The sequence below is a fragment of the Flavobacterium sp. RSB2_4_14 genome, from assembly GCF_051547085.1.
GTDB lineage: Bacteria > Bacteroidota > Bacteroidia > Flavobacteriales > Flavobacteriaceae > Flavobacterium.
Genome location: NZ_JBPTTL010000005.1, coordinates 1 through 25,887, shown reverse-complemented (window position 1 = coordinate 25,887; position 25,887 = coordinate 1). Strand labels below are relative to the sequence as shown.

Annotated in this window: 24 protein-coding genes; 5 read left to right on the top strand and 19 right to left on the bottom strand. The window is 34.9% G+C overall.

Annotation, left to right across the window (positions count from 1 at the left end; genetic code table 11):
* Positions 1 to 2: 2 nt before the first annotated feature.
* From ACSVH2_RS10070 to ACSVH2_RS09980, 19 genes are all read right to left on the bottom strand, one after another.
* Positions 3 to 1,274, bottom strand: coding sequence for a beta-ketoacyl-[acyl-carrier-protein] synthase family protein (locus tag ACSVH2_RS10070; protein WP_438093051.1), 1,272 nt, complete (start codon positions 1,272 to 1,274; stop codon positions 3 to 5).
* A 229-nt stretch (positions 1,275 to 1,503) separates the two neighbouring features.
* On the bottom strand, positions 1,504 to 1,932 hold the full coding sequence (locus ACSVH2_RS10065) for a 3-hydroxyacyl-ACP dehydratase FabZ family protein (protein WP_438093050.1): 429 nt from the start codon (positions 1,930 to 1,932) through the stop codon (positions 1,504 to 1,506).
* Between the two features lie 203 nt (positions 1,933 to 2,135).
* The gene (locus ACSVH2_RS10060) at positions 2,136 to 3,188 is read right to left on the bottom strand and encodes a type III polyketide synthase (RefSeq protein WP_438093049.1); all 1,053 of its coding nucleotides are present in this window, start codon (positions 3,186 to 3,188) and stop codon (positions 2,136 to 2,138) included.
* 210 nt (positions 3,189 to 3,398) lie between these two features.
* Positions 3,399 to 4,130, bottom strand: coding sequence for a methyltransferase domain-containing protein (locus tag ACSVH2_RS10055; RefSeq protein ID WP_438093048.1), 732 nt, complete (start codon positions 4,128 to 4,130; stop codon positions 3,399 to 3,401).
* Positions 4,131 to 5,261, bottom strand: coding sequence for an NAD(P)/FAD-dependent oxidoreductase (locus ACSVH2_RS10050; RefSeq protein ID WP_438093047.1), 1,131 nt, complete (start codon positions 5,259 to 5,261; stop codon positions 4,131 to 4,133).
* Between the two features lie 114 nt (positions 5,262 to 5,375).
* Entirely contained in the window at positions 5,376 to 5,657 is a 282-nt protein-coding gene (locus ACSVH2_RS10045) for a hypothetical protein (RefSeq protein WP_438093046.1), read from the bottom strand.
* A 138-nt stretch (positions 5,658 to 5,795) separates the two neighbouring features.
* The gene (acs, locus tag ACSVH2_RS10040) at positions 5,796 to 7,703 is read right to left on the bottom strand and encodes an acetate--CoA ligase (RefSeq protein ID WP_438093045.1); all 1,908 of its coding nucleotides are present in this window, start codon (positions 7,701 to 7,703) and stop codon (positions 5,796 to 5,798) included.
* Between the two features lie 107 nt (positions 7,704 to 7,810).
* Positions 7,811 to 8,482: an ABC transporter ATP-binding protein gene (locus ACSVH2_RS10035; protein WP_438093044.1), complete on the bottom strand. Its 672-nt coding sequence runs from the start codon at positions 8,480 to 8,482 to the stop codon at positions 7,811 to 7,813.
* A gap of 2 nt (positions 8,483 to 8,484) precedes the next feature.
* Entirely contained in the window at positions 8,485 to 9,708 is a 1,224-nt protein-coding gene (locus ACSVH2_RS10030) for an ABC transporter permease (protein ID WP_438093043.1), read from the bottom strand.
* A 2-nt stretch (positions 9,709 to 9,710) separates the two neighbouring features.
* Complete coding sequence (locus tag ACSVH2_RS10025) at positions 9,711 to 10,796, bottom strand: efflux RND transporter periplasmic adaptor subunit (protein ID WP_438093042.1); 1,086 nt, start codon at positions 10,794 to 10,796, stop codon at positions 9,711 to 9,713.
* Entirely contained in the window at positions 10,793 to 11,380 is a 588-nt protein-coding gene (locus tag ACSVH2_RS10020; RefSeq protein ID WP_438093041.1) for a TetR/AcrR family transcriptional regulator, read from the bottom strand. The genes ACSVH2_RS10025 and ACSVH2_RS10020 overlap by 4 nt, the downstream gene beginning before the upstream one ends.
* Before the next feature lie 83 nt (positions 11,381 to 11,463).
* Complete coding sequence (locus tag ACSVH2_RS10015; RefSeq protein ID WP_438093040.1) at positions 11,464 to 13,359, bottom strand: acetate--CoA ligase; 1,896 nt, start codon at positions 13,357 to 13,359, stop codon at positions 11,464 to 11,466.
* A gap of 92 nt (positions 13,360 to 13,451) precedes the next feature.
* Entirely contained in the window at positions 13,452 to 13,817 is a 366-nt protein-coding gene (locus tag ACSVH2_RS10010) for a response regulator transcription factor (protein ID WP_438093039.1), read from the bottom strand.
* Complete coding sequence (locus tag ACSVH2_RS10005) at positions 13,814 to 16,507, bottom strand: ATP-binding protein (protein WP_438093038.1); 2,694 nt, start codon at positions 16,505 to 16,507, stop codon at positions 13,814 to 13,816. The genes ACSVH2_RS10010 and ACSVH2_RS10005 overlap by 4 nt, the downstream gene beginning before the upstream one ends.
* Positions 16,500 to 16,694: a hypothetical protein gene (locus ACSVH2_RS10000; RefSeq protein ID WP_438093037.1), complete on the bottom strand. Its 195-nt coding sequence runs from the start codon at positions 16,692 to 16,694 to the stop codon at positions 16,500 to 16,502. Before ACSVH2_RS10000 ends, ACSVH2_RS10005 begins: the two co-directional genes overlap by 8 nt.
* Before the next feature lie 70 nt (positions 16,695 to 16,764).
* The gene (locus ACSVH2_RS09995) at positions 16,765 to 16,980 is read right to left on the bottom strand and encodes a DUF6814 family protein (RefSeq protein WP_438093036.1); all 216 of its coding nucleotides are present in this window, start codon (positions 16,978 to 16,980) and stop codon (positions 16,765 to 16,767) included.
* A gap of 11 nt (positions 16,981 to 16,991) precedes the next feature.
* Positions 16,992 to 18,530, bottom strand: coding sequence for an MFS transporter (locus ACSVH2_RS09990; protein ID WP_438093035.1), 1,539 nt, complete (start codon positions 18,528 to 18,530; stop codon positions 16,992 to 16,994).
* A 22-nt stretch (positions 18,531 to 18,552) separates the two neighbouring features.
* Positions 18,553 to 19,806, bottom strand: coding sequence for a hypothetical protein (locus ACSVH2_RS09985; RefSeq protein WP_438093034.1), 1,254 nt, complete (start codon positions 19,804 to 19,806; stop codon positions 18,553 to 18,555).
* A 97-nt stretch (positions 19,807 to 19,903) separates the two neighbouring features.
* On the bottom strand, positions 19,904 to 20,323 hold the full coding sequence (locus ACSVH2_RS09980; RefSeq protein ID WP_438093033.1) for an IS1/IS1595 family N-terminal zinc-binding domain-containing protein: 420 nt from the start codon (positions 20,321 to 20,323) through the stop codon (positions 19,904 to 19,906).
* An 823-nt stretch (positions 20,324 to 21,146) separates the two neighbouring features.
* Here ACSVH2_RS09980 and ACSVH2_RS09975 point away from each other — a divergent pair.
* The 5 genes from ACSVH2_RS09975 (at position 21,147) to ACSVH2_RS09955 (ending at position 25,754) form a co-directional block, all read left to right on the top strand.
* Positions 21,147 to 21,422, top strand: a complete 276-nt coding sequence (locus ACSVH2_RS09975) for a hypothetical protein (RefSeq protein WP_438093032.1) — start codon at positions 21,147 to 21,149, stop codon at positions 21,420 to 21,422.
* Between the two features lie 463 nt (positions 21,423 to 21,885).
* Positions 21,886 to 22,806, top strand: a complete 921-nt coding sequence (locus ACSVH2_RS09970; RefSeq protein WP_438093031.1) for a carboxypeptidase-like regulatory domain-containing protein — start codon at positions 21,886 to 21,888, stop codon at positions 22,804 to 22,806.
* 414 nt (positions 22,807 to 23,220) lie between these two features.
* Positions 23,221 to 24,183 (top strand): site-specific tyrosine recombinase/integron integrase, encoded by a 963-nt coding sequence (xerA, locus tag ACSVH2_RS09965; RefSeq protein WP_438093030.1) that lies wholly within the window; start codon positions 23,221 to 23,223, stop codon positions 24,181 to 24,183.
* A gap of 154 nt (positions 24,184 to 24,337) precedes the next feature.
* Positions 24,338 to 25,087: a YqjF family protein gene (locus ACSVH2_RS09960; protein WP_438093029.1), complete on the top strand. Its 750-nt coding sequence runs from the start codon at positions 24,338 to 24,340 to the stop codon at positions 25,085 to 25,087.
* Positions 25,088 to 25,097: 10 nt separating this feature from the next.
* Positions 25,098 to 25,754, top strand: a complete 657-nt coding sequence (locus tag ACSVH2_RS09955; protein WP_438093028.1) for a hypothetical protein — start codon at positions 25,098 to 25,100, stop codon at positions 25,752 to 25,754.
* Positions 25,755 to 25,887 lie beyond the last annotated feature (133 nt).

The window sequence follows — 25,887 nt, the reverse complement described above, 5'->3', positions numbered from 1 at the left end:
GTTTAGTTGTATTTTTTAAATAGTACACAGGCATTGACGTCACCAAAACCAAAACTTGCTTTAGCTACAATAATTAGTTCTTTTTGTATGAGTTGTTGTGGAATTTGACTTTCATCAATAATAGCGGTTATCTCAGGATGCAAATCTTCGCAATTGATATTTGGAAAAATAAAACCATGATGCAATTGCAAAACTGAAGCAACGCTTTCAATACTTCCCGAAGCCGAAAGACAATGACCAACCATCGATTTCAAGGAATTGATATAGGGAAAGTCTTTTCCTTTAAGTTGTAATGCTTCACTCCAGTTATTTAATTCCAAACCATCTTTGGAGGTAGCTGTCAAATGTCCATTAATGGCATCAATTTCATTGGGAGAAACTTTAGCATTTACTAAAGCATCGGTTATACATCTTTTTACTGCATTGGCATTGGGCGCAGTCATAGTGCCACCACCACGTTGACCGCCTGAATTGATGTTGCCACCTAAAACCTCAGCATAAATCTTGGCACCACGAGCCAAAGCACTTTCTAAATCTTCCAACACCAAAGCGCCAGCACCACTACTCAGCACAAATCCAGAAGCAGATGCTGACATGGGTCGTGAACCTTTTTCGGGTGAATCATTGTGTTTAAACGTACACACTTTCATAGCATCAAATCCGCCCCAAATATAAGGTCCAGAGTCGCTAGTACTTCCAACTAACATGCGTTTGGCTTGTCCTAATTTAATGCGTTCATATCCCATAAGAATACTTTCGGTTCCAGTAGTGCAAGCAGATGAATTGGTGGTGACTTGATTGCCTAATCCTAGTTTTCCACCCAAATAAGCACTCACACCACTATTCATAGTTTGCGCTACAGCTGTGCTTCCTAATCGTCTAGTTTGAAAGTCGTCAATTTTATAAATGCTTTCGCGAAATTTATCAATACCCGAAGTTCCTGTTCCAAAAATAGTTCCGCTATCCCAATCGGGTTCGTCTTGAATGGCTATTGACAAACCAGCATCATTCCATGCTTCCATTCCTGCAATTACGCCATAAAGAATTCCTGAGGAATTAAAATTGCGCAGTTCTAATTCGGTGAAGTATTGTAATGACAATTCGGTTGAGATTTCGGGTTTACCGGCTATTTGACAGGAAAATTGTAAGCGTTCCAACTCGGCATCGTGTTTTATTCCCGAAATACCATTTTGTATCGCATGAGTAAACGCAGGAATGCCAACTCCGTTAGGAGCAACAATACCAAGACCTGTGATGACCACTCTTCTATTCATGTCAATGTTAAATTAACCTATTACTTGCAATTACTACAAATTTTTTATTTAATATAAAAAATTTAAACACATAGAGTCATAGTAAAAAAGTGATAGATAGCCCAATTCTTGGGTTCACATAACCTATGCTATTCTGAAATTTAGTAAAACGCCTTTCAAAATTTACAAAGAAACTATGTATCTATGTGTTTAAAAAAAATTAAAATCTTATTACGTGAACGTGTTATTCTTATTTTATTATTCCTGCTATGGTTCCGCTACAAACATCCTCGCCACATTCGTTAATCATGAATACTTTGCATTTCAGTTTTCCAAAACGGAAATAGAGTTTTTGTGAAATCACCGTTACAGTTTCGTTTGGAAAAACTGGTTTTAAAAATTCTATTTCACTTGAGGTTAAAGCAATTACAGCATCTTTAGTAAATGTAGTGTTTAATAAATAAATACCCAAACACACTACTCCTATTTGCGCCATTGTTTCTGTTAAAATAACGCCAGGCGTTACTGGATTACCTTTGAAATGTCCTTTATAAAAATCTAAACTTTCATCAAATGTAAAATTACCAACCAATCCATTTTCGGTGATGCTGCTAATTTCATCTACAAACAAAAAGGGTTTGGAGTAAGGTAATAGTGCTATGATTTCTTCGTTATTCATTTTTTTTATCAATTCTAAAAGTAATCAAAATAAAATTAAAAAATAAACCACATAGAGACATAGAAAAAAAGGTTTAGATAGACCAATTCTTGGTTGCTCATAGCTATGAATTTACTATACTAAAGTGAAACGTCTTATTAATTTTCATAAAAACTATGTTTCTATGTGTTTAAAAACAAAAAAACTAACACCAACCGATGTGTTTAAAATTGCAACAATATTCGCTGAGCCGAAAATCCAGGACCGAAACTAAGCATCAATCCTTTTTCGCCTTTTGCGGGTTGATTATCCATGATACGTTCCAAAACATAGAGCACAGTAGCACTCGACATATTACCATACAATCGAAGCACTTCTTTAGTATCATCTATATTCTTGCCTAAATCACCAAACAAATCCTCTACCGTTTGGACAATCTTTTTGCCACCGGGATGAAAGATTAAATGGTCGATATCATTTATACTCAAATTATTCATTTCCAAAAAAGGATGAATGATATCGGGAAAATGAGAGGCAATCGTCTCGGGCACTTCAATATCCAAAACCATTTGCAATCCCATATTGGTGAGTTTAAAACCCATCATGTGAATGTTATCATAAAAGTGATACATGGCTTCATCCACAATTTCTGGACCTTCGTCTTCTTCACAAGAAGAAAGCAATACACACGCCGCACCGTCGCCAAAAATTGCCGCACTGACTATATTCGCCATCGAATAATCATTGAGTTGAAACGTAGCCGTTGGACTTTCAACCGCAATGACCGCAGCTCTTTTTCCGGGATTTGCTTTTAGGAAGTTTTTGGCATAAATAATTCCAGATATTCCCGCAGCGCAACCCATTTCGGTTACGGGTAAACGAACAATGTCTTGGCGCAATTGTACTTTATTAATCAAATAGGCATCGAGTGACGGAATCATAATACCGGTGCAACTCACCGTGATGATATAATCTAAATCGGTTGGGTTCCATTTTGCTTTTTCTAAGGCTTTCACCAAAACTTTTTCACCCAAATCAATCATCTCCCGCACATAAATATCATTACGTGACTCAAAGGAAGTATTGGTAAACACTTCTATTGGATCCATAATGGAATAGCGTTTATCGACCATAGCACCTTCAAAAATCTTTTTCACTTTCCTGATAAAGCGTTCGTCTTGACCATGAAGCCACGTGTCTAGAAACGGGAGAATTTCCTCTGTGTTTCTAGAGTACTTGGGTAATTGCTTGGCTACTGTTTTTATTTTTACGCTCATATTTTTTCAATGTCAATATCAATAATTGATTACATAAAAAATTAAAACACATAGATACATAGAAAAAAAGAGTTAAATAGCCCAAGTATTGGGTTCACATAGCTATGCTACTCTCTTGTAAAGTAAAACGCCTTTTAATTTTTTATATAATCTATGTTTCTATGTGGTTTAAAAATTAAATTATCTTAAACCTTTAAACAACTTTAAACCTTAAACCTTTAAACTATTAAACCCTTTTCTAATTATCCATTGATAACGAAAAGCCCATTTCCATTTGATGGTATGGTTTTCTAATTGTAATGCTACAGAAAATTGTTCTAATTCTTCTCTTTTAAAACCTCTTAATATCGATGTTAATCCGTCTTCTCTCGACATAGCATTTAATCGAAAGACAAAACATAATACTTGGAATAATCGATAGGATATTGCACTTCTATGCAAATCATTTATTACAATACCAATGCTAGCATTTTGATAAAATAGTTGCATCAAACTGAGTATTTCCTTGTCTTTGAAATGATGCAACGTCAAGGTGCAAAGCACTATGTCATATTGCAACGATTGAAATCCTTCCTCAAAAATATCTTCACAACGGTAACTGATGTTTGTATATTCTTTTGACAATTTTTCAGCGTGACTAATTGTGTAAGCGTTAGCATCAATACCTATTAACTTAAAACAATAACCGTTTTGTTTTCCAAATTCTGCCAATTTTCTAAGCATATCACCATTACCACAACCAATATCTACTATCGTAACTTCCTTTTCTTTTGGAATGGGTTTCAGTAAACTTTGAACGCCTTGTAAAGTTAATTGGTTGCCGCCTAAAAGTTGGTTGATTTTTGCAATTTTATCCAACGCATCGCGCAATTCTTCACCTTTCATGTTAAAGTTATCCATGATTTCGGGTTCGTCGGTACGGTATTTAGTGTTTATTGCCATTTAGTTATTGATGATAATTGGTTTTCCGTGGGTTTTCTTGATGATTCTTGTCAACAGAAAAGGTGCTATGATGATTATACGATATAAGAACTCCGATAGTTTTGGTTGCAATAGAATGTTTGCCAATAGTCGTCCGGTTTTCAATCGAGTGCTGAAGGTTTTGTTCCATTGCTTGGTATAGGTTTCTTCCATTGCTGCTCTTGTTTTTATTTTTCCATTACTGAAGTCAGCTATAACTTCGGAAACTATCTTGGCACTGTGAATAGCCATTGCCATTCCGTTACCACAGAGAGGATGAATTAATCCGGCGGTATCACCTATCATGAGAATATGTTGTTCGACTGGTTGTTTTTGTTCAAATGAAATCTGACTAATGGTAAGTGGCTTTTCAAACAATAGTTTGGAGTTTTGAAAGATAGTCTTCAAATGTGGATTTTGTTCCAGTACATTTTCTTGATATTCGCTACTGCTTTTATATACTTTAAAACTTTCGAAACTGGCTAAATAACAAATATTGATTTTGTTATCTTCCACTTTAGAAACACCACAATAGCCTCCGTTGAAATTATGTAAACCTACCACATCGTTTGGAAAATTGCCTTCGTAGTGTGCTTTGATGGCTAACCAAGGTGATTTATGGTGAATAAAGTCTCGGTTTAATTGAATATCTATATTGGAACGTTTGCCAAAAGCACCAATAACTAATGTTGCTTTTATAATAGTTCCATCAGCAGTAGTGATGGCGAATGTATTGTTATCAAAATGTATGTTTGTTACGGCATCTTGAAGGACTGTAACACCGTTTTTGAGTGCTTTAATATATAAATAGTTATCTAAAGTGTAGCGACTGATTCCAAAACCACCTAAAGGCAATGTAGTATGGATTGTTTTACCTGAAATAGTAGAAAATTGCAGCTTATTGATTTTTGTGGGTTGCAATGCTGAAATGGAAATGTTTAACCAATTAAGATAAGGCAAGACTTCATTGGAGATGTATTCGCCGCAGACTTTATGTTTAGGATAACTGTTTTTCTCGATGAGTGTAACAGGTATATCTAGTTTACGCAGATGTATGGCTGCCGTTAAGCCTGCCAAACCTCCACCAATAATTATAACTTCGTTTTCCTTCATAAAAAGTAAATTTAGGAAAAGGAATGAAAGTATTGTTATATAATTCTGTTAAAGTAATTCCATATTGTTGAAAATAAAAAAAATCGCCAACTCGATGGAATTGGCGTAATCAGATTAAGCAGATTTATATATTCGATGTATTGGTATTCTGGCGCCTTGTTTCAAGATAACACTCTCGTCAGTGACAGCCCATACCGTAGTTTCAACCATTTTCATAGATTGATTGTCTTCAAAATAAATTCGAATTTTTGTGCGATCTATATTTCCTAAAGATTGTGCCCTATTTAAGTCAATGTATCGCTGATAAATTTCATTCTTATCTATAAGTACTTCAGCTGTTGGAAAATGAAGAAAATGAATTTTCTCTTTTTCGATAATCTCAAAAAAAGTTGGCATAATAGTAATGTTTTAATTAGTAAATAGTTAAAATCAATTCATTGATTTATTTTAAAAACAGTTAACAATAAAATACCCTACTATATTATTCTTTTTTATTTAAAAAAAAAGTCTCGATAAATCGAGACTTTTATATTATTAGACTTTTGCATTCTTTATCTCATCCACTATCTCTGGATTTAATAGTGTGGAAATATCCCCAAAGTTAGAGTAATCGCCTTCGGCAATTTTTCTTAAAATTCTGCGCATGATTTTGCCAGAACGGGTTTTAGGTAAACCAGAAACGAATTGGATTTTGTCTAGTTTAGCAATTGGACCAATTTGGTCGGAAACTAATTGGTTGATTTCTTTTGCCAAATTGTCTTTATCACGAGTTTGTCCTATTTCTTTCAAAATAACAAAACCATACAATGCATTCCCTTTGATGTCATGTGGGAAACCTACAATCGCACTTTCTGCAACCGCTGGATGCTCGTTGATGGCATCTTCAATTGGTGCTGTTCCAAGATTGTGTCCGGAAACAATGATTACATCATCAACTCTACCAGTAATTCTGTAATACCCTACTTCATCGCGCAAAGCGCCATCACCTGTGAAATATTTACCCGGAAAAGCGGTGAAATAGGTTTCTTTATAGCGTTGGTGATCGCCCCAAATGGTTCTTGCCATGGATGGCCACGGAAACTTGATACACAAACTTCCCGTTACTTGATTGCCTTCTATCTCGTTGCGCAATTCATCCATTAAAACAGGCTGTATTCCTGGTAATGGTAACGAAGCATACGTTGGTTTTGTAGGTGTTACAAAAGGAACTGGTGAAATCATAATGCCTCCTGTTTCGGTTTGCCACCAAGTATCCACAAGTGGACAGCGTTTTCCTCCAACGTGGTCATTGTACCAGTGCCAAGCTTCTTCGTTGATAGGTTCGCCCACTGAGCCTATAACTCGTAGCGAACTCAATGGATATTTTTGCACGTAGTCTAAACTTTCTTTGGCCAAAGCACGAATAGCAGTTGGCGCTGTATAGAATTGTGTTATTTTATGTTTTTCGATAACTTCCCAAAAACGACTGTGGTTAGGATAAGAAGGTACGCCTTCAAATATCACAGTGGTTGCGCCGTTTAATAATGGACCGTAAAGAATATAGGAATGTCCAGTTATCCAACCAATATCGGCAGTGCACCAGAAGATATCATTTTCTTCGTAGTTGAAAACGTTTTTGAAAGTATAAGCGGTGTACACCATATAACCTGCCGTAGTATGCACCATTCCTTTTGGTTTTCCAGTAGAACCCGAAGTATACAAAATAAACAATGGATCTTCGGCATCCATGATTTCGGCAACGTTATTTGGGATGGCTTTGTCTAATAAAGGTTGCAACCAAAGGTCGCGTCCTTCTTTCATGTTTACCGCTGTGTTGGTTCTTTTTACCACAAAAACTTTTTCTACACAAGGTGTTTTTTCTAAAGCTTCGTCTATGATTCCTTTTAAGTCGATGGATTTATTACCTCTAAAACTTCCATCAGAAGTAATGACCCATTTGCATTCGCAATCATTAATTCGAGCTGCCACTGCTGATGCAGAAAAACCTGCAAATACCACAGAATGGATGGCTCCAATTCTTGCACAAGCCAAAACGGCTACTGCTAATTCGGGTATCATGGGTAAATAAATACACACTCTATCGCCTTTTTCAACACCTTGCTCTCTTAGCACATTTGCCATTTTTGAAACTCTGGCATACAATTCATTATAAGAAATGTGTAATGCGGATTCATCAGGATTATTAGGTTCAAAGATGATGGCGGTTTTTTCGCCTCTTCTGGCTAAATGCCTATCGATGCAGTTTTTGGTAATATTTACTTTGGCATCGAGAAACCATTTGAACTTGGCTTCTTGAAAATTCATCTCAAAAACTTTTTCCCATTTTTGATACCAAGTAAAATTTTCATCGGCAATCTTATCCCAAAACTTGCGTGGTTCTCGGACAGATTTGTTATACATTTTGAAATAATGTTCTAGGTTGTTTATTTTGTAATAACTCATTGTTAATCTATTTTAATATCATTTTACTATGGTAAATATAATTATTCTATTTACGCCACATTAAAATTTCTTGCTAAATAAATATACATGAAATAATTAATAAGGAGTTACGACAGAATAATTCCATCTTTCATTTCAATAATTCGGTCACTTTTGTGCGCAAAATCATCATCGTGAGTTACAGCAATGATAGTTTGCCCAAAATTTTTGGTGAGTTCTTGAAAGATATCAAATACAATACTAGTATTTTTACTATCTAAATTTCCTGTTGGTTCATCGCCCATTATTATTTTTGGGTCATTAATTAATGCTCTTGCAATGGCTACACGTTGTTGTTGTCCGCCGGAAAGTTTACTAGCAGGTTTGAGAGCTTGGTCTTGTAATCCCAATATTTCAAGTTTTTGATACGCTTTTTGCTCGATTTCATTTTCTGATAATTTACCTAATTTCAAAGCTGGAATCATAACGTTTCTCAAACATGAAAATTCAGGTAATAAATAATGAAACTGAAACACAAATCCGATTTTTTCGTTTCTAAGTTCGGCCAATTGGTCGGTTGACAAACCTGTTGTGAGTTGGTTATCAATATATAATTTCCCATTGTAATCGGTATCCATGGTAGACAAAATGTATAAAAGTGTTGATTTTCCACTACCCGATTTTCCAACCATCGAAAGAAATTCACCTTTTTTTACATCGAAAGAAATGTTTTTCAGCACCTGAAATTCAGTTGGGTCATGAAAAAATTTGTTAATATTTTTTGTTTCTAGAATGTTCATTTTTATTTTCTTAATATTTCTACAGGATCAACATTGGCTGCTTTCTTTGCCGGAATATATCCAGCAAAAAAAGTAATTACTAATCCTATTAGAACGCCTTGAATAAACTTTTGGGGTTCATAATCAATTGGAAAATAGCCAATATCGCCACCGAGATATACTTTTTTGAGAAACATAATTAAAATTGCAGCTATAATTACACCGCCAACAACACCCATAATTCCAATAGAAATGGCTTGTGTCACAAATATTCGGATTACATCTTTTCCTTTAAAACCCATCGCTTTTAAAATGGCAATATCATTTATTTTTTGAGAAACTGTCATGTTTAAAATGTTATAAATTCCGAAACCTGCTACTAGTAAAATAGTTATTGAAACGAATGTGATAATCATTTTTCGCATTTTGTTGGTTGCCATGATGGTTGCATTTGCTTCTTTCCATCCTTCTGCCTTATAGCCTGTTAATTGCGTTAGTTTTGCAGCAACTTTTTCAGCTATTTCCGGGTCGATAACATTTACATTGATGTCGGTTATATACGAGTTTCCTTCTTTCAATAATTGTTGTGATGCCGCCAGATTGATGTATGACTTAGTTTTATCTGTAATCGAATTATTGGTTTTAAAAATGCCTACTACTTTAAAAGTTCGGTTTACTCCTTTGGATGAAGTTAGATTTAAATTATCACTTATTTCTAAATTCATTTTTTCGGAAATACCACTACCAATCACAATTCCGTTTGGATCTGACTTTAATAAATCGAAGTTACCTTCAACCATGAATGATTTTATGTTATACATCAAATTAGCTTCATCGGGTTTTATTCCAACTGAAAGCCCAGATATTTGTGATTTTCCATTGTTATAAAAAACACTCGTATTAACTTGTGGAGTTACAACGGTTACTTCTTTTTGTTTTAAAATAGTTTCAATTATCATTTGTGGGTTGATAATTGTGTTGTTATTGGAAACTACTTTTGGGTTGACAATAATGTAATTCTCATTAGCATCTTTTATCAAAACTTTGCTAATTTGATCGTCTTTATACACTCTAATATGTGAAGTATTTCTGAAAATTGATGTATTGGAACTTTTATCAAAACCAACCAACAAACTATTCATAAAAATATAAACCGACATACCCAACAGCACACCCAAAACCGCAACGGCTGTGAGTTTTTTGTTAGAAAATATATAGGTTTTTGCTATAACCGAATTGATGTTCATTTTTACAACTTTAAGGGTAAAAGAATATCGTTTTTATTAATTCCTTCCAAAACTTCAACATATTCAGTTGATATAATTCCAGTTTTTATAATTACATATTCGTCTTTGCCTTTTACATTTACTTTGTTGCCAAAACCCAAATAACTTCTCGGAATTAATAAAGCATTTTTCTTCTCGCCAACAAGGATATTCGCTTCTAATTGCGTTCCAAAAAGTGAGTTTATTACAAGTTTATCAAATGTTACTTTGCAAATGAATGACTGTGTTTGTGTATCAAATGCAGCTAGTATTTCGGTTATTTTACCATTATAAATAATGTCTTTATTGGTATTTAATTTCACAAAAACCGTTTGACCCAATTTTACTTTTCCAATACTATTTTCATCGACATTTAATACCGCTTCAACCTTTGTTTGATTGGCAATTGTTGCAATGATTTCGCCTTTCCGAACATAATCACCATTTGTTTTGAGTTTTTTGATGATGGTTCCAGATTCTGTAACTTTTATTAAATTATAATCTTGTATCACCTGATTATTTTTCAATAATCCTTTCGTTGCAATTTGTTGCTGTTTGGCTTGTTGCAAAATGAGGGCATATTGTCTTTTTAAAGAATTCAAATTTGATAACGAATTTTTTGCACTCAACTGTGCATTTTCATATTCCACTTTCGAGCCAATACTTTGTTGATTTAATCGTTCATATCGTTCTGCTTGTTTTTTATCTTGAAGATATTTACTTTCAGCAAACTGAATATTTTGTTCTAATTGCAATAAGGCTGGAGCACTTGAAGAGATATTTTGATTAGAAATCACCAATTGTTCTTGCGATGTTTCAGCATTAATTTTATTAATCTCGTTATCAATAGTTGCAATAACTTTTCCCTTGGAAATGCTATCTCCTACTTCAAAATTTGCGTTTTGAATGACACCATCTGTTTGAGCCGTTAAATTATAAGAATCATCCCATTCCAATTGTCCAGAAGCAAAAACCAATTCTTTAATATCTTGATTTATGGGTTGGATTTCTTTCCCATCGCTACAAGAAAAAAGAAATAGAATGCTGATTATGGCTAGTGTTTTTTTCATGTTGTCATTAGTTTTATAGTGGTATTCATAATTTTATTTCCCTCAGATTTCAAATTGATTTCAAATTTGGAGAACTTCCATTTTAACATCATCATGCGGAAACTTCCAATAATGATATGAACAATATCTTGTGTTGAAATTTCATTTGTAAATTCATTATTTTGTTTTCCAGTCTCTATTATAGTTGCTATCAGTTGCATTTTATAATTGATAATTTTTAGAATAGAGTTGTTTATCTTTTCAGATTCATCAAATAATCCTTCCGATAAAATAGCAACCACAAAATGAGGGTTTTGACTAAAGAATTGAAATTGGCTTTCAAATAGTTGCAACAATTTTTCTTCGGATGTACTATTTTTTACAGCAATTTTTTCCAATCGCTCTTTCATATTGTTTGCCAAATAATCCAATAATAAAATGACTATATCTTCTTTGTTATTGAAATGTCGGTACAAAGCACTTTCAGAAAAATTCATTTCTTGTGCTAAATTCTTCGTTGTCAATCCCTTTATCCCTTTGCCCATCAAAAGTTTCCCTGCAGATTCTATTATTTCTTGTTGCCTTTTGGATGTAGTATCAATCATAATTAAATATGTTAGTGAACATTCACTCTACAAAAGTAGATAAAAAAAACCAAGTATTTACATATTTGGTTTTTTTAAAATTATTACTTGAAAATACCTATCTTCCCCAATGTCAATACTTCTCGGATCTCATCAATTATGGCTTCATCATCAATAGTTGAAGGTATTTGAAATTGCTCACCATCGGCTATGCTGCGTAATAGTTTGCGCAATATTTTTCCTGAGCGTGTTTTGGGCAATCGTTCTACTATCACAACATCTCTTAAGGAAGCCACGGCTCCAATTTGTTCTCTCACTAATTGTACAATTTCATATTGTAATTGGAAATGTTCTATTTCTTCCCCATGTTTGGTAACTACTAATGCTAATGGAATTTGTCCTTTCAATTCATCATTAATCCCAATTACGGCACATTCAGCAACCGATTTATGCGAAGCCACAATTTCTTCCATTTCGGCTGTGGACAAACGATGTCCTGCCACATTAATTACATCATCTACTCTTCCCGTTATGAAAATATAATCGTCTTCGTCTTTAAAACCACCATCGCCTGAAAAGTAATAACCTGGAAACTTATTCAAATAACCCGCTTGAAACCGATGATTATCATTCCAAATATCCAATAATGTTCCCGGCGGTAAGGGTAATTTGATAACCACGTAACCTTCTTCATTTGGTCCCAATTCTTGTCCGTTTTCGCCAAGTATTTTAATGTTATAGCCTGAAACTGATTTGCCCGAAGAACCCGGTTTGATTGGTAAATATTCTACGCCCATCATGTTACAAACCATTGGCCAACCCGATTCTGTTTGCCACCAATGGTCGATTGCTGGAATGGGAACGTGTTCGCGATACCATTCCAAAGTAGCCACATCGCAACGTTCACCTGCTAAAAACTGTGTTCGCAAATTGGATAAGTCGTATTGCTTGATAAATTCGCCGTTTGGATCTTCTTTTTTGATGGCGCGAATAGCGGTTGGTGCCGTAAACATAACGCTCACTTTATGCTCTTCAATCACTCTCCAAAAAGTACTAGCATCGGGAGTTCTAATGGGTTTGCCTTCAAAAACGATAGTAGTATTTCTATTGAATAATGGCCCATAAACGATAAAACTATGACCTACAACCCAACCCACATCAGAAGCAGCCCAAAATACTTCTCCCGGTTGAACGCCATAAATCTTTTGCATCGAAAACTTCAAAGCAACTACATATCCGCCAGTATCTCGAACAATGCCTTTGGGTTTTCCTGTCGTTCCCGAAGTGTATAAAACATACAACGGATGGGTAGTTTCCACAGGAACACAATCGGCTTCTTCGGAACCATACACTAAAGCGTCATAATCGACATCGTATTTTTTGAATGGAATTCTAGCTCCTAGCTTTCTATTGAATACCACCACTTTCTTTGGTTTGTGTTCTGCCAATGCTATCGCTTCATCTACCAGAGGTTTGTAAGCAATCAATCGGTCAATTTCAATTCCTGAAGAAGCGGTTAGGATTACTCTCGGTTTGCAATCGTCAATTCGGATGGCTAATTCATGTGGCGCGAAACCTCCAAAAACTACCGAATGTGTTACGCCAATTCGAGCACACGCTAACATGGCAAACGTGGCTTGTGGAATCATTGGCATATAAATAATGGCCGTGTGCCCTTTTTTCAATCCTAAAGAAACCAAACCACCAGCCAATCGTGCCACTTCCGATTTGACTTCGTTGTAGGTGTATTTCTTTACCGTTTGGGTTACTGGCGAGTCGTAAATGATAGCAATTTGGTCGCCATAACCGTCATTGATGTGTTTGTCTAATGCTAAATAACAAGCATTGAGCGAACCGTCTTTATACCACAATGGATAACCTGTTTCATCTGTTGATAATTTCTGTTGTGGTTTTGTAAACCAATCAATTTCATTAGCTTGTTCAGTCCAAAACTTTTCTGGATTTTGGATGCTTTGGTTGTATAATTCTTGATAAGTCATTTGTTTCGTTTTGTTGAGTTATAAATGTAGTTATGGAATCCTTATTCGAAATGAAAGGACAAAAATGGGTCGGTAAAGGAGTTTGTTGCTTCTTAAATTTCTAGTAATTCGTTTACTTGTTCGACTACTTTTTTAATAGAAAAGGGTTTGGTTAAATAGGCATCAGCACCCAATGCTAATCCTTTTTCAATATCGCTTTCTTTATTTTTAGCCGTGAGGAAAATGACTTTGCAGTGCTTCAGTTTTTCATTCTTTTTTATTTGCTCCATCGTTTCAAAACCATCTACCAATGGCATCATGATATCCAAAATGATAATATCGGGAAATTGCGTTTTTAAAATATCGAGCGCTTCCTGACCATCGCGAGCAATAAACACTTCGAAGTTGTTCTTCTTGAAAGTGTACTCGAGTGTCATGACAATATTGGGTTCGTCGTCTACAATTAAAATCTTCTTCATTCTTGTTGTTTTTTGGGTAATGTAAAATGTAAACAAGCACCACCAGTGGCGTTATTGGTTGCCCAAATTTTTCCTTTGTGGTGTTCAATAATCTGTTTGCAAATGGCCAATCCTAATCCGCTACCAATAGGTTTTTTGAAATTCTGATTGGTGGATTGATAAAACTTATCAAAGATAGTATCAAAATCGTTAGGAGCAATTCCTTTTCCGTTGTCACTTACTTCTACTTGCACATAATCGAATTTGTCATAAACGGCTACGGTAATTAATCCGTTGTGATCAGGACAAAACTTAATGGCATTCGAAATCAAATTGGTTATGACTTGTACTATTCTGTCTTCATCATAATCTACTTTTAAATAACTGTTGCCTTCTACATGCACATGAATATTCTTGTTGTTGATCAACTGTTGTAATGGTTCAATCGCATTTTCAATGGTTTCGATAATGCTATGTGTTGCCAAATGCACTTTTTGTTTTCCGGTTTCAAATTTCTCTAAATCGAGTATTTTATCAATCAAACGGTTCAATCTATCCGACTCCGAAATAATGTTTTGTAAAAACTGTTTTCTTAATTCCTCTGGAATTTCATCATCGTCATACAATATTTCACTCGAAGCCCGAATAGCGGTAATTGGTGTTCTTAATTCGTGAGTTACAGTATCTAGAAATTCGTCTTTTTGTTTGTCTTTTCTCATCAAAGATACATTGGCATCATGCAATTTGGCTGAAATTTCTTTGAGCTCGTTGGAAGTTTCTGTCAACTTTTTATTGATGATGATATTCTCTTTTGACTCTTCTAAAATTTTTAAAACTTCTGGCAATGAAATTTTTTCTTCTTTGACTACACTAGAAATTAAGATTTTGGCGGAAGCTGTACCGATATGACCTGTCAATAAGTTTTCGGAAAATTTAATTAATCGAGCATCGGCAAGTTTTTCGTCTTTGTCTACATTATATTTTAGATTAAAAATATTCATGGCACGCTTGGTTCTATCTTCTCCCAAGAATTTAATCAGCACTTTTTCAATATCCAATCTATAAGCGGTTCCTTTCCATACAAAGGCATTTTCGTGCATGGTGATGTATCTGTTGATATCCAAAAACATTTCAGCATAGTTTCGTTCCCGATAATTGCCTTTGAAACTCACTGAAACGGCAATGTAAATCATCAAATTGAAAAGTAAACTCCAAAACAAAGCATGCGGCACAGGTTGCAAATAATCCAAGCCGAAAAGTTGTAACGGTTTCAATAATTTGATACCAAACAAACCATCCGATATAAAGGTAGTATCGGCTGAAGTAATTCCAAATGCATAGGGAATTAACAAGGTGTAAAGACAAATTAAAAAACCTACTATCAATCCCGTCACAGCGCCAGTTTGTGAACCTCTTCTCCAGAATAATGCACCAAAAAACGAAGGTGCCAATTGTGCAATGATTACAAAAGCGATTAATCCAATAGAAAATAAACTATAATCTAACGCAAAATAACGGTAGATGAAATAGGCAATAATAATCAATGAGAAAATCCCAATCTTACGGATGTTGACAATCTTTTTGTTGATGGTAGATTGCTCGTTGTGTTTCAATCTTCCTAACAATCCATAGGGAATAATCAAGTTGTTACTCACCATAGTGGAAAGTCCAATACTCGAAACCACTATCATGGAGATGGCTGCCGAAAATCCACCTAGAAATACCATTACGGTTAAAGTCTTATTTCCAAAAAACTGCGGAATTAATAACGAATACGTATCAGAATTAACACTTTGCCCTTCAAATAAAATATTGCCTCCCCAAGCTATTGGATATACAAAAATGTTGAACAACAACAAGTACAATGGAAACAACCAAATAGCAGTATTGACATGGTTTTCTCTATTGTTTTCGATTACCGATACTTGAAATTGTCGTGGTAATAAGAAAATAGCAAACATGGAAAGAAAGCATAGGAAAAACCAGTTGATGGCTTGTGGTAATCCGCCGATGGTATTCTTTTGTTGAAAGTTTTCCAGCAAGGAAGCTTTGGCGTAAATATCGTCAAAACCATCAAAAACAAAGAAGGTAACATACACCCCAACGATGATAAAAAACACTAACTTCAAAATACTTTCCAAGGCAACTGCGGTAACAATTCCTTTTCTTTTTTCGGAAGCATCTACATAACGTGTACCATAAATAGACGAGAAAATCGCCAAGGCAAAAGCGACATAAGTGGTGCTGTCATCAAAAACATAGGAACTAGATTGGGTATTAGTCACTAAGTGAAACGTTTCTGAAATGGATTTTAATTGTAAAGCGATGTAGGGCAAAATACCACACAAACAAACAATGGTTACCACCGCACCCAAAAATCTACTATTGCCATAACGCAAAGAAATAAAATCGGCGATGCTGGATATTTTATTCACTCTAGAAATGCGAATGATTTTCTTGAGTATGATAATCCAGGCTGGAGCAATAATTATGGGTCCAATATAAATGGCTAAGTAACTCAATCCTGAATTGGCTGCTACTCCAATACTACCATAATACGTCCAAGCCGTACAATATACTGCCAAGGAAAGCGAATAAACATAAGTATTATTAGTCCACTTTGAATTTCCTTTTTTCTCTGCCCAATGCGCAATACCAAAAAGGATTCCCAAATAAAGTGCTAGTATGACTAATAAAACTATACTATTCATGGTAGCGTTTTATGATGATAAAAGATAATAAAACCGAAAATAACCATGCCGAGAAAATATAAATGTAAATGACTGGAAACCCCAAGAAACTATTGGCACTATCAAACAAGAGCAGTATTGGAATGTTAAATCCAAGTAGCAATACCATTGAAATAAATACTAATTTTTGTTGGTGTCTTTGTTTCATATACATTTAAAATTATAAAACCAAAAGCTCTTAACGAATTAAGAGCTCTAGGCTAACCAATTAATAAACATTAATCTTCATACTCATCTGTTATGGCATACCATCCAAAGATGGTTAAACCTGTTACAATCATCGGCAAAAGAATAAAGAAAACTATTATTCCAAAAACCAAATCATCCTGTTTTCCTGTGGTCAATTTGTATCCAAAAATACCAATTGAAAGATAGGCAACTACAATTGCTAATGCAATCCATACAATTCCTAAATATTTTTTTAATGTGTTCATAGTTTACAATTTTAGTCGTGAAGTGTATTAATTTTTCTATCTATATATATCATTCCTATGACAAAACAAACGGCAGCAATGCCTATTGGATACCATAATCCTTCCAGATAAAACTCTACATCGCCAGCTTCTTTGGCATTGGTAACAAAATAGGTTGAAATAGCCGGAAGCAATCCCCCAAATATACCATTTCCAACGTGATATGGCAAGGACATGGAAGTATATCTTATCTTAACAGGGAACATTTCTACTAAGAATGCTGCTATTGGACCATAAACCATCGTAACAAAAATTACCTGAATAAAGACCATGAAAATCAACCACAATCTATCTGAGTTGTTAATCATTTTGGTGACTTTGGTTTCAATTTTATCTTTGCCTTTTTCATCTACCATTAGCTTTCCAGCTTCAAAATGTTTGGTTTTTATTTCCTCTACTGTTGTACCATCCGTAAAGGCTTTGGTTGTAGTGTAAATTGAATCTAACTTGGTAGCATCGACTTCTTTACTTGATGGTACTACTTTAGTTTGAGCCGCAATTTCTGTTTTCAAAGTCAAATCGGTGGTTTCATACATCGATCTATAAATTGGTCGGTACAGAAATATTGCCAATAACATTCCGGTCATCATAATAGATTTTCTTCCCCATTTGTCACTCAACCAACCAAAGACCACGAAGAATGGTGTTCCTAAAATTAAAGCAACTCCCAAAAGCATATCAACTTGTGAGGAGTCAATGCTTTGTACTGTTTTTAGGAAATTCATGGCATAGAATTGTCCTGTGTACCACACTACTCCTTGTCCCATAGTGGCTCCAAACAACGCTAACAAAACAAACTTTAAGTTGTACTTATTACCAAAACTCTCTTTTAAAGGATTGGTTGCTGTTTTTCCTTCTGCTTTCGCTTTGGCAAAGACCGGAGACTCATCCATGTTTTTACGAATCATATAGGAAACAAAAACCATTAGGATGGATACCCAAAAAGGTACTCTCCAACCCCATTCGTCAAAAGCTTCTTTGGACATTACATTTTTAGTAATCAGAATTACCATCAAGGAGATGAACAAACCGGCAGTTGCTGTAGTTTGAATCCATGAGGTCCAATATCCCTTTTGCCCTTTTGGTGCGTGCTCTGCCACATAGGTTGCTGCTCCACCATATTCACCTCCGAGTGCTAAACCTTGTAAAAGTCGTAATACTAAAACTAAAACTGGCGCCATAAACCCTATGGTTTCATAACTAGGAATACATCCTATTACGAATGTTGCTCCACCCATTAACATCAAAGTCACCATGAATGTGTACTTTCTTCCGATTAGGTCACCCAATCGTCCGAAGAATAAAGCTCCAAATGGACGCACTACGAAACCAGCTGCAAATGTTGCTAGCGTTGATAAGAACGCTGCTGTTGGATTGTCTGTAGGGAAAAATTTAGTTGACAATACTACGGCCAAACTACCGAAGATGTAAAAGTCGTACCATTCAATCATTGTTCCCATTGAGGAAGCGGAAATTACTTTCCAAATACCTTTTGTTGATTTTTTTGTCATATTTTATAGTTTAATTGGTTTATTAAAAACTGTAGGCACAAGAGACCATGATTCTATAATTGGCCACATTCTCGTTATTTCCATCATAGGTAGCATCAGGTTTTACATCGCCCCACGTGGCTCCTGTGTATTCTAATTCAGGGGTTATTCTGAATTTGTTCTGTTTGAAGTCTACTCTTCCGGCTATTCTCATTACGTCATCAACGCCTCTGGTGCCCACAAAACCTCTTCCGTATAAGGTGGTAGGATTGTCTTTATCTACTCCTCCATTTTTAGTGTACCCGAAAAATAACCCTGGTGCTATTTTTTTACCGTTACTAGCTACTTCAAACCACATGGCAGTTGTTTTAATTCCTTCATAGGTTTCGGGTTGACCGGTTGTAGTGTAACCCGCGAAACCACCTAACATTACAAAGTTGTACAAGTTTTTACCTGTAATTCCATAAGCTTTTACGAAAAACTTATCGTTGTTGTACTTGATATATCCCATAAAGCTGGTTGTATTTACTTTTTCGGAGGTGGCGATGTTATTGCTTACGGTTAAGGGTTGTAATGATTTGTATTCAGCTTGTAAACCTCCAATCCAGTTTTTGTTTTTGAATTGGATGTGACCGTTCAAAGTAGGTAATGGTGAGTTGAATGATGCTGAGTTTTGGGTTCCTCCTGTGGCGGTTGCTGTGGTGAACTCTCTTTCTTTGTAGGCAGTGAACGCAAAAGACCATTCTTTGGTAAAATTATGTTTTACTTTGACTTGTGATACCCAACCAAAAGGATTAAACATAATTCCTGTACTGAAATTAGCTACGCCAGGAAATACTTCGGGGATAAAGGTAGGATACCAAGTTTGTCCCAATGTTAGCGCTGTTTTTTTCCATTCTAAATTTACGTAGGCATGGCGTAATCTAAAAAGTCCTATGGTTTGTTCTGTGTTTCCGAAGAAATCACCTTCTAGAGTTCCATAGGTTTTTGCTCCCCAAACATCAGGACCTTTGGCTTTTACTCCTAATCGTGATACTACTGAAAGAAAATTTGATGCACCGGTATCGTTGATGTCATTTCCGTTGGCATCGAGCATAACGTCTAGAGGGTATAGATTTAGATTGTATTCGCGGACTTGTGCGGAACGACGCGTGTCCCAGATGTAATCGGTTCTGATGAAACCGTAAATGCTTACGTCCCATTCTTTTTCTGCGGGAACTGGTGCCGGTGTAGGTGTTGTTTGTGCGCTACCCAAAAATGGAAAAACGGAAAACACTAGTAATACAACTTTTTTCATAATTTAATTTGTTGGTTTGGTTACTTTTTGTTCGACCAAATTCTAACAAATTGTGAATGAAAAAAATTATGATATATATATATGTAAACTACTATAGCTAATCTTTAAAACGCTCCCATTTGATGAGCATGAATTTATCGCCTAGTTCGGTGATAATCATGCCTGCTCCTTTTAGTGTTTCTTTGTTTTTTAGGAATTCTACTAACTCTGGATGGTTGTATATCTTGTAGGTAGGATGGTAATCGGTGTGATTGGGTTTTGTGATTTTAAATTCCTTTACCCAGTTGCTTACCGTTACATGGGAAACCCCGATAATACGTTCTATTTCACGAAAACTTAAGCCTTCGAGATAGAGCTGCAAGGCCTTGGTGACATAGTAACTGTCTATCTTTTTACCGAGTTTGTTGACGGTGAAATAGTAATTGCATTTTTTGCATAAAAACCGCTGTCTGTCTTTGATGACACCGCTTTTTACTATTGCATCATTTTGGCATTTGGGACAGGCTAAAATTTCCATATATATAAATTTTGCATAAATATACTTAATTAGCAATTATATAAAAATGTATTTGTTATTTTTTTTAGTTAATAATTATGGAGTATTTAATTTTAGTGGGGTTTTGTTGCGTATTCTTGAATTAAAGGTTTTGGGTTTCGGGTTGTTTTAAATGTTTTTTTTTGCCACGGATGCACAGATTTGAAGTTTTTTTTTGCCACGGATTGCACAGATTAGATGGGATTTTATTTGCCACGGATGCACAGATTAGATGGGATTTTTTTTGGGGTGATGGAGTGGAGTTTTGTTTTGAGCTTCTCGATATTATTTTTAAAAGGAAAAACTAGCGTTTTCCCTTTTAAAAATCACTCGAAGTGACGTGAGTGGTTGTTTTTCTTATTGCTTCTCGATATTATTTTTAAAAGGAAAAACTAGCGTTTATCCTTTTAAAAATCACTCGAAGTGACGTGAGTGGTTGTTTTTCTTATTGCTTCTCGATATTATTTTTAAAAGGAAAAACTAGCGTTTATCCTTTTGAAAATCAAACGAAGTGACGTGAGTGGTTGTTTTCTTATTGCTTCTCGATATTATTTTTAAAAGGAAAAACTAGCGTTTATCCTTTTGAAAATCACTCGAAGTGACGTGAGTGGTTGTTTTTCTTATTGCTTCTCGATATTATTTTTAAAAGGAAAAACTAGCGTTTATCCTTTTGAAAATCACTCGAAGTGACGTGAGTGGTTGTTTTCTTGTAGGTTCTCGATACAATTTTATTCCGTTCCCAAAGTGTTGGGACGAAATAAAATCACTCGAACTGACGGGATGATAGTATGGTGTTATTGAAGAAATGGTTAGTGTTTATTTTGAAACGTTTGCCATTTCCAACTTGGAGATTGCCATTTCCAACTTGACGTTTGCCATTTCCAAACTGAAAGATGTCATTTCCAAACTGAAAGATGTCATTTCCAAACTGAAAGATGCCATTTCCAAACTGAAAGATGTCATTTCCAAACTGAAAGATGCCATTTCCAAGTTGAGAGATGCCATTTCCAAGTGGGAATTTTGGATTTTCATGATAGGAATGAGGGCTAATTTGGGAATATTTCTTACTTTATTTTTTTGATTTTGTTTAAAAGTTGCATTTTTGAGGTGTTTTTTGGGGTGTTTTTGGGAATATTTCTTACTTTATTTTGCTAAAAATAGATGTTTTTTTTTGTTTTTTTTATAAGTTTTTGCCCTTCGACAAGCTCAGGGTGACAACTCAATTTTAATTTGATTTTGATTTTTTGGATTTTTTTGGCGATTTTTTGGTTTTGATTTTTTGAAAAAAATTGTTTTAGGAATAGTTTTATAAAAAAAGTGATTCAGTGAACATCGACGAACTACATTCTTGATTTTATTATTTTTAATTTTTTTGTTAATTTTTTATTATTTTATTATTTTTTTTATTAAAAAATAAATATTTCGTAAATCGTATTAGTAGCTAAAATTTTACTTGTTTTTTTGAAAAATTGTTTTTTAGATTTGTAAACCCAACTCTATCAAAGCGTTAGAGGGTATTTTATTAATGTAAAAAAATTTTTATTATGACTTCAAAACAAGAGGACGAATTGTCTATGGAAATTGTGTTATGCAATTTATTGGTTACTGTACCGGCATCGATTACTGAGCAGATGCCAGATTTTACTATTTTGGCCACGGAGGTTTCTGAAAAGGTTACTATTCTGAGGGATTTAAAGCAGGGACAGCGGTTGAATCGGAAGGGATTTTTGGTTACTAAGATTAATTATCGAGAGGTTATGATTGACCTGGGATTGAACATGGCTGCGCGAGTGAAGGCCTATGCGCTGGCAGAGGATGACATGGTGCTTTGGAATGAAATGGATTATAAGCGTTATCAGTTTGAAAAGATGCGTGATAGCGATGTTGCTGATGAGTGTATGAGTATTTTTGATAGGGCTGAAAAGTTGTTGTCGGTTTTGGGCACTTATGGTGTTACTACTGATAATTTGAGAGCGTTAAAAGCTTCGATTGATGCGTATAATGAGTATTTGCCATTGCCTAGGGCTAGTGTTGTGAATAAAAAGCTTATTACTGAGCAGATTAAAAAGACGTTTGCTGAAATTACTATTTTGCTTTTTAAAATGGATACTTTGGTTAAGATGCTTGAGTTTAGCGAGCCGCAATTTTATAGTGATTATTTTAATAGTAGAAAGGTGATTGTTACTGGTGGCAGGGTTATTGCGTTGCGCGGTTTTATAACTGATGATAATGGTGCTGCTCTTGAAAAGGTGGTGGTTACTATTGCTGATTTGAAGGGTTTTAGTACTACGAGTACTGGTAGGGGTTATTATCAGTTTCAAAATTTGCCGCAGGGTGTTTTTGTTGTTAGTTTTGCTAGGGCTGGTTATGAGACGGTGAATGTTAGACTGGCTATTACTCCTACTTTGCGATTGGATTTTGATGTTGTGTTGAAGCGTGTTGATGCTGTTGGGAAGGTGGCTTAGGGAATTGTGAGTTGTTTAAGGTTGTTTAAAGTTGTTTAAGGTTGTTTAAGGTTGTTTAAAGTTGTTTAAGGTTGTTTAAAGTTGTTTAAGGTTGTTTAACATGGTTTATTGGGAAAGCGCCTGCAGTGATGTGGGTGCTTTTTTTTTTGGGGGTTTATTGTTTGTGGTTTATTGTTTGGGGTTTATTGTTTATTGTTTATTGTTTGTGGTTTATTGTTTATTGTTTGTGGTTTGGGGTTTCTTGTTTGTGGTTTATTTTTGCCACGGATTGCACAGATTAGAACGGATTTATACATTGTGAAGTGGGTATTTTTTTTTATATTTATTTTTTTTTAGGATATGAAATGGGAAGCTAAGGTTATACAACACAGAGGTGAAAAGCGGATTGGGGTGTTTTTTGAAAAAAATGCGGATTTGATTGCGCGTATAAAACAAATTGAGGGTTCTAGATGGAGCCAGCAACTAAGGGTTTGGCATGTGCCGGATATTGATGAGAACAGAATTCGGTTTAAATTAGCATTGGTTGCTGACACTTTGCCTAGTGATGAAGGAATTATTCAAATTGAAAAATTCAAACAATGGTTGCGTTCTAGGCGCTATAGTGAGAGTACTATTGTTACTTATAGCGAAGCTTTGAAATCGTTTTTTGTTTTTTATAATAGTAAAGCTATAGCCGAAATAACGAACGAGGATGTTATTATATATAACAATGAGTATATCTTAAAAAACGGATTGTCTTCCTCCTATCAAAATCAGATTGTTAACGCCATCAAACTTTATTTTAAAACGTGTAGAGATACTAAGATTGAGGTTGACAAGATACATAGACCAAAACGGGAGAAGGTTTTGCCCAATGTTTTGAGCAAGGAGGAGGTATTTAAAATTATTGATGTTACTGAAAATTTAAAACATAAAACACTCTTGGCTTTGATTTATTCTTCGGGTTTACGGATTAGTGAAGCTCTAGCGATGAAACCGCAAGATATTGATAGTATCCGCATGTTGATTCATATAAAAAATGCAAAAGGGAATAAAGATCGTTATACGCTATTGTCTGAAAAGGTATTGGTGATGATGCGAGAGTATTATAGTGTTTATAAACCAAAGGAGTATTTGTTTGAAGGTCAATATGGTGGACAGTATAGTAGCCGAAGTGCGCAAGTAGTTTTGCAAGAAGCTGCCCAGAAAGCTGGTATAGTAAAACATATTAGTTTGCACACCCTGAGGCATAGTTTTGCAACGCACTTGCTAGAGAGTGGAACTGATTTGAGGTTTATACAGGATTTGCTAGGTCATAGTAGTCCAAAGACAACAATGATTTATACGCATGTGAGTAGTACTTCATTGAAAAAGATTAAAAATCCATTTGATTTATAAGAAAAAAAATATATTTTTGTTAGGCTTACTTTTTTAGACCAAAAAATAAGCGCAATAAAAAAACAAAAAACATGCGCCTATCTCGCCAAATTGGATGTATATGTGTTCAAAACATGCGAGTATAAGATAGTTATAGCCCATTTTAAAAAGACAGATGACCACTCAAGAAATATTGAACATTACAGAACATAGACCTTGGAAAATGCCGGCAGAAAAATGGAAGTATTACCAAGAATGGAATAATGCTGTATTTCTTCATTGGCAAGTTGACTTTCAAGAATTACAAACCTTAGTTCCGACAGATATAGAAATTGACCTCTTTGACGGAAAACCTTGGGTTTCATTAGTTGCATTTACAATGGAGAAAATTAGACCGAGAATTTTGCCTTCTTTTTCACCCATTTCCGACTTTGACGAGATTAACATCCGAACTTATGTAAAGAAAGACAATAAAGCAGGAGTTTACTTTTTAAGCATTGAAGGAGGTACTCAAATTTCTTGTAAGATTGCCAAGACACTTTCAGAATTACCATACAGGTATTCAAAAATCAAAAGGCAGAAAACTTTATATCACTCAGAGAACGGACACTTTAATGATAGGTTTTTTATTAAGTACAAAACAGGAATAGAACTTGAAGAAAAGACTGACCTTGACAAGTGGTTAACTGAAAGATATGCTTTATTTCAAGACACTAAAACTTCAATTAATGAATATGAAATCCACCACATTGAATGGCCAACATATAAAGTTGACATTGAAGAAATTGAGATTGAATATCCTAGGTTTAAGAAATTACTGAACAACATGCCAGACAGAAAGCACTATTCGACAGGTGTTCAAGTTATCGCTTGGGACAAGAAAAGAATTAAGAAACGTGCTGAAATAGCACTAAACACAAATTAATAAACAAGACATGAAGACATTTTTGACATTCATTTTATCAGTTCTGTTTTTCGGAAACGCTAATGCATCAAATGAGCAAGATTTCATCCAAACTCATATTAAAGAGTTCTATGATATGGATAGGACAGTACGTGAATTTGAAAACAAATTACTGAATATAGAACAGAAAGACACCGCTCTTAAATACATTGACAATTATTCGCTTGCAATCGAAAAATCCTTATCAGCATATTCCAAATATAAAACCTCTGACAACAAGTTAATTGCTGAAGTCACAACTGATTTAACAAAAATGCTAACGGACATATTGAACAATAATTATCAGCTTTTAGGAAAGCTTGTAAAATCAGACTTTAAGCAGCAAGAATTACAACAAGAATGTAAGTCATTAGTTGAAAAGAATAAGTATATATCAGGTTTTTTACGAGATGTTTCTATAGGTATTTGTATGACAACAGTTAAGGACAGACCTAAAAAGGCAAGTGATAATGAACAATTTTCAAAATTGACAGAAAAAAAAAGAAATCAAATAAACGAACTCTTGATTTCGAAATTCGGAAAAGAGATAAAAACAATGAGTAAGGAAAACACAAATACGCCATTTGAATATTCATGTGTAGCTATTTATGAATTTCTAAATATGACTTGGAAATTTGAAAAGGAATAAAAAAACGGGCTATAACAGCACCTACAAGAAATTGGCGGTTCAGTGGTTAAATGAAGCTTTGTACTTCGTATCAAGTTCGGTGGTTGCAGACAGTTTTCGTCTCCGAAATCGCCAACTTCTTGTAGCTGCAAAA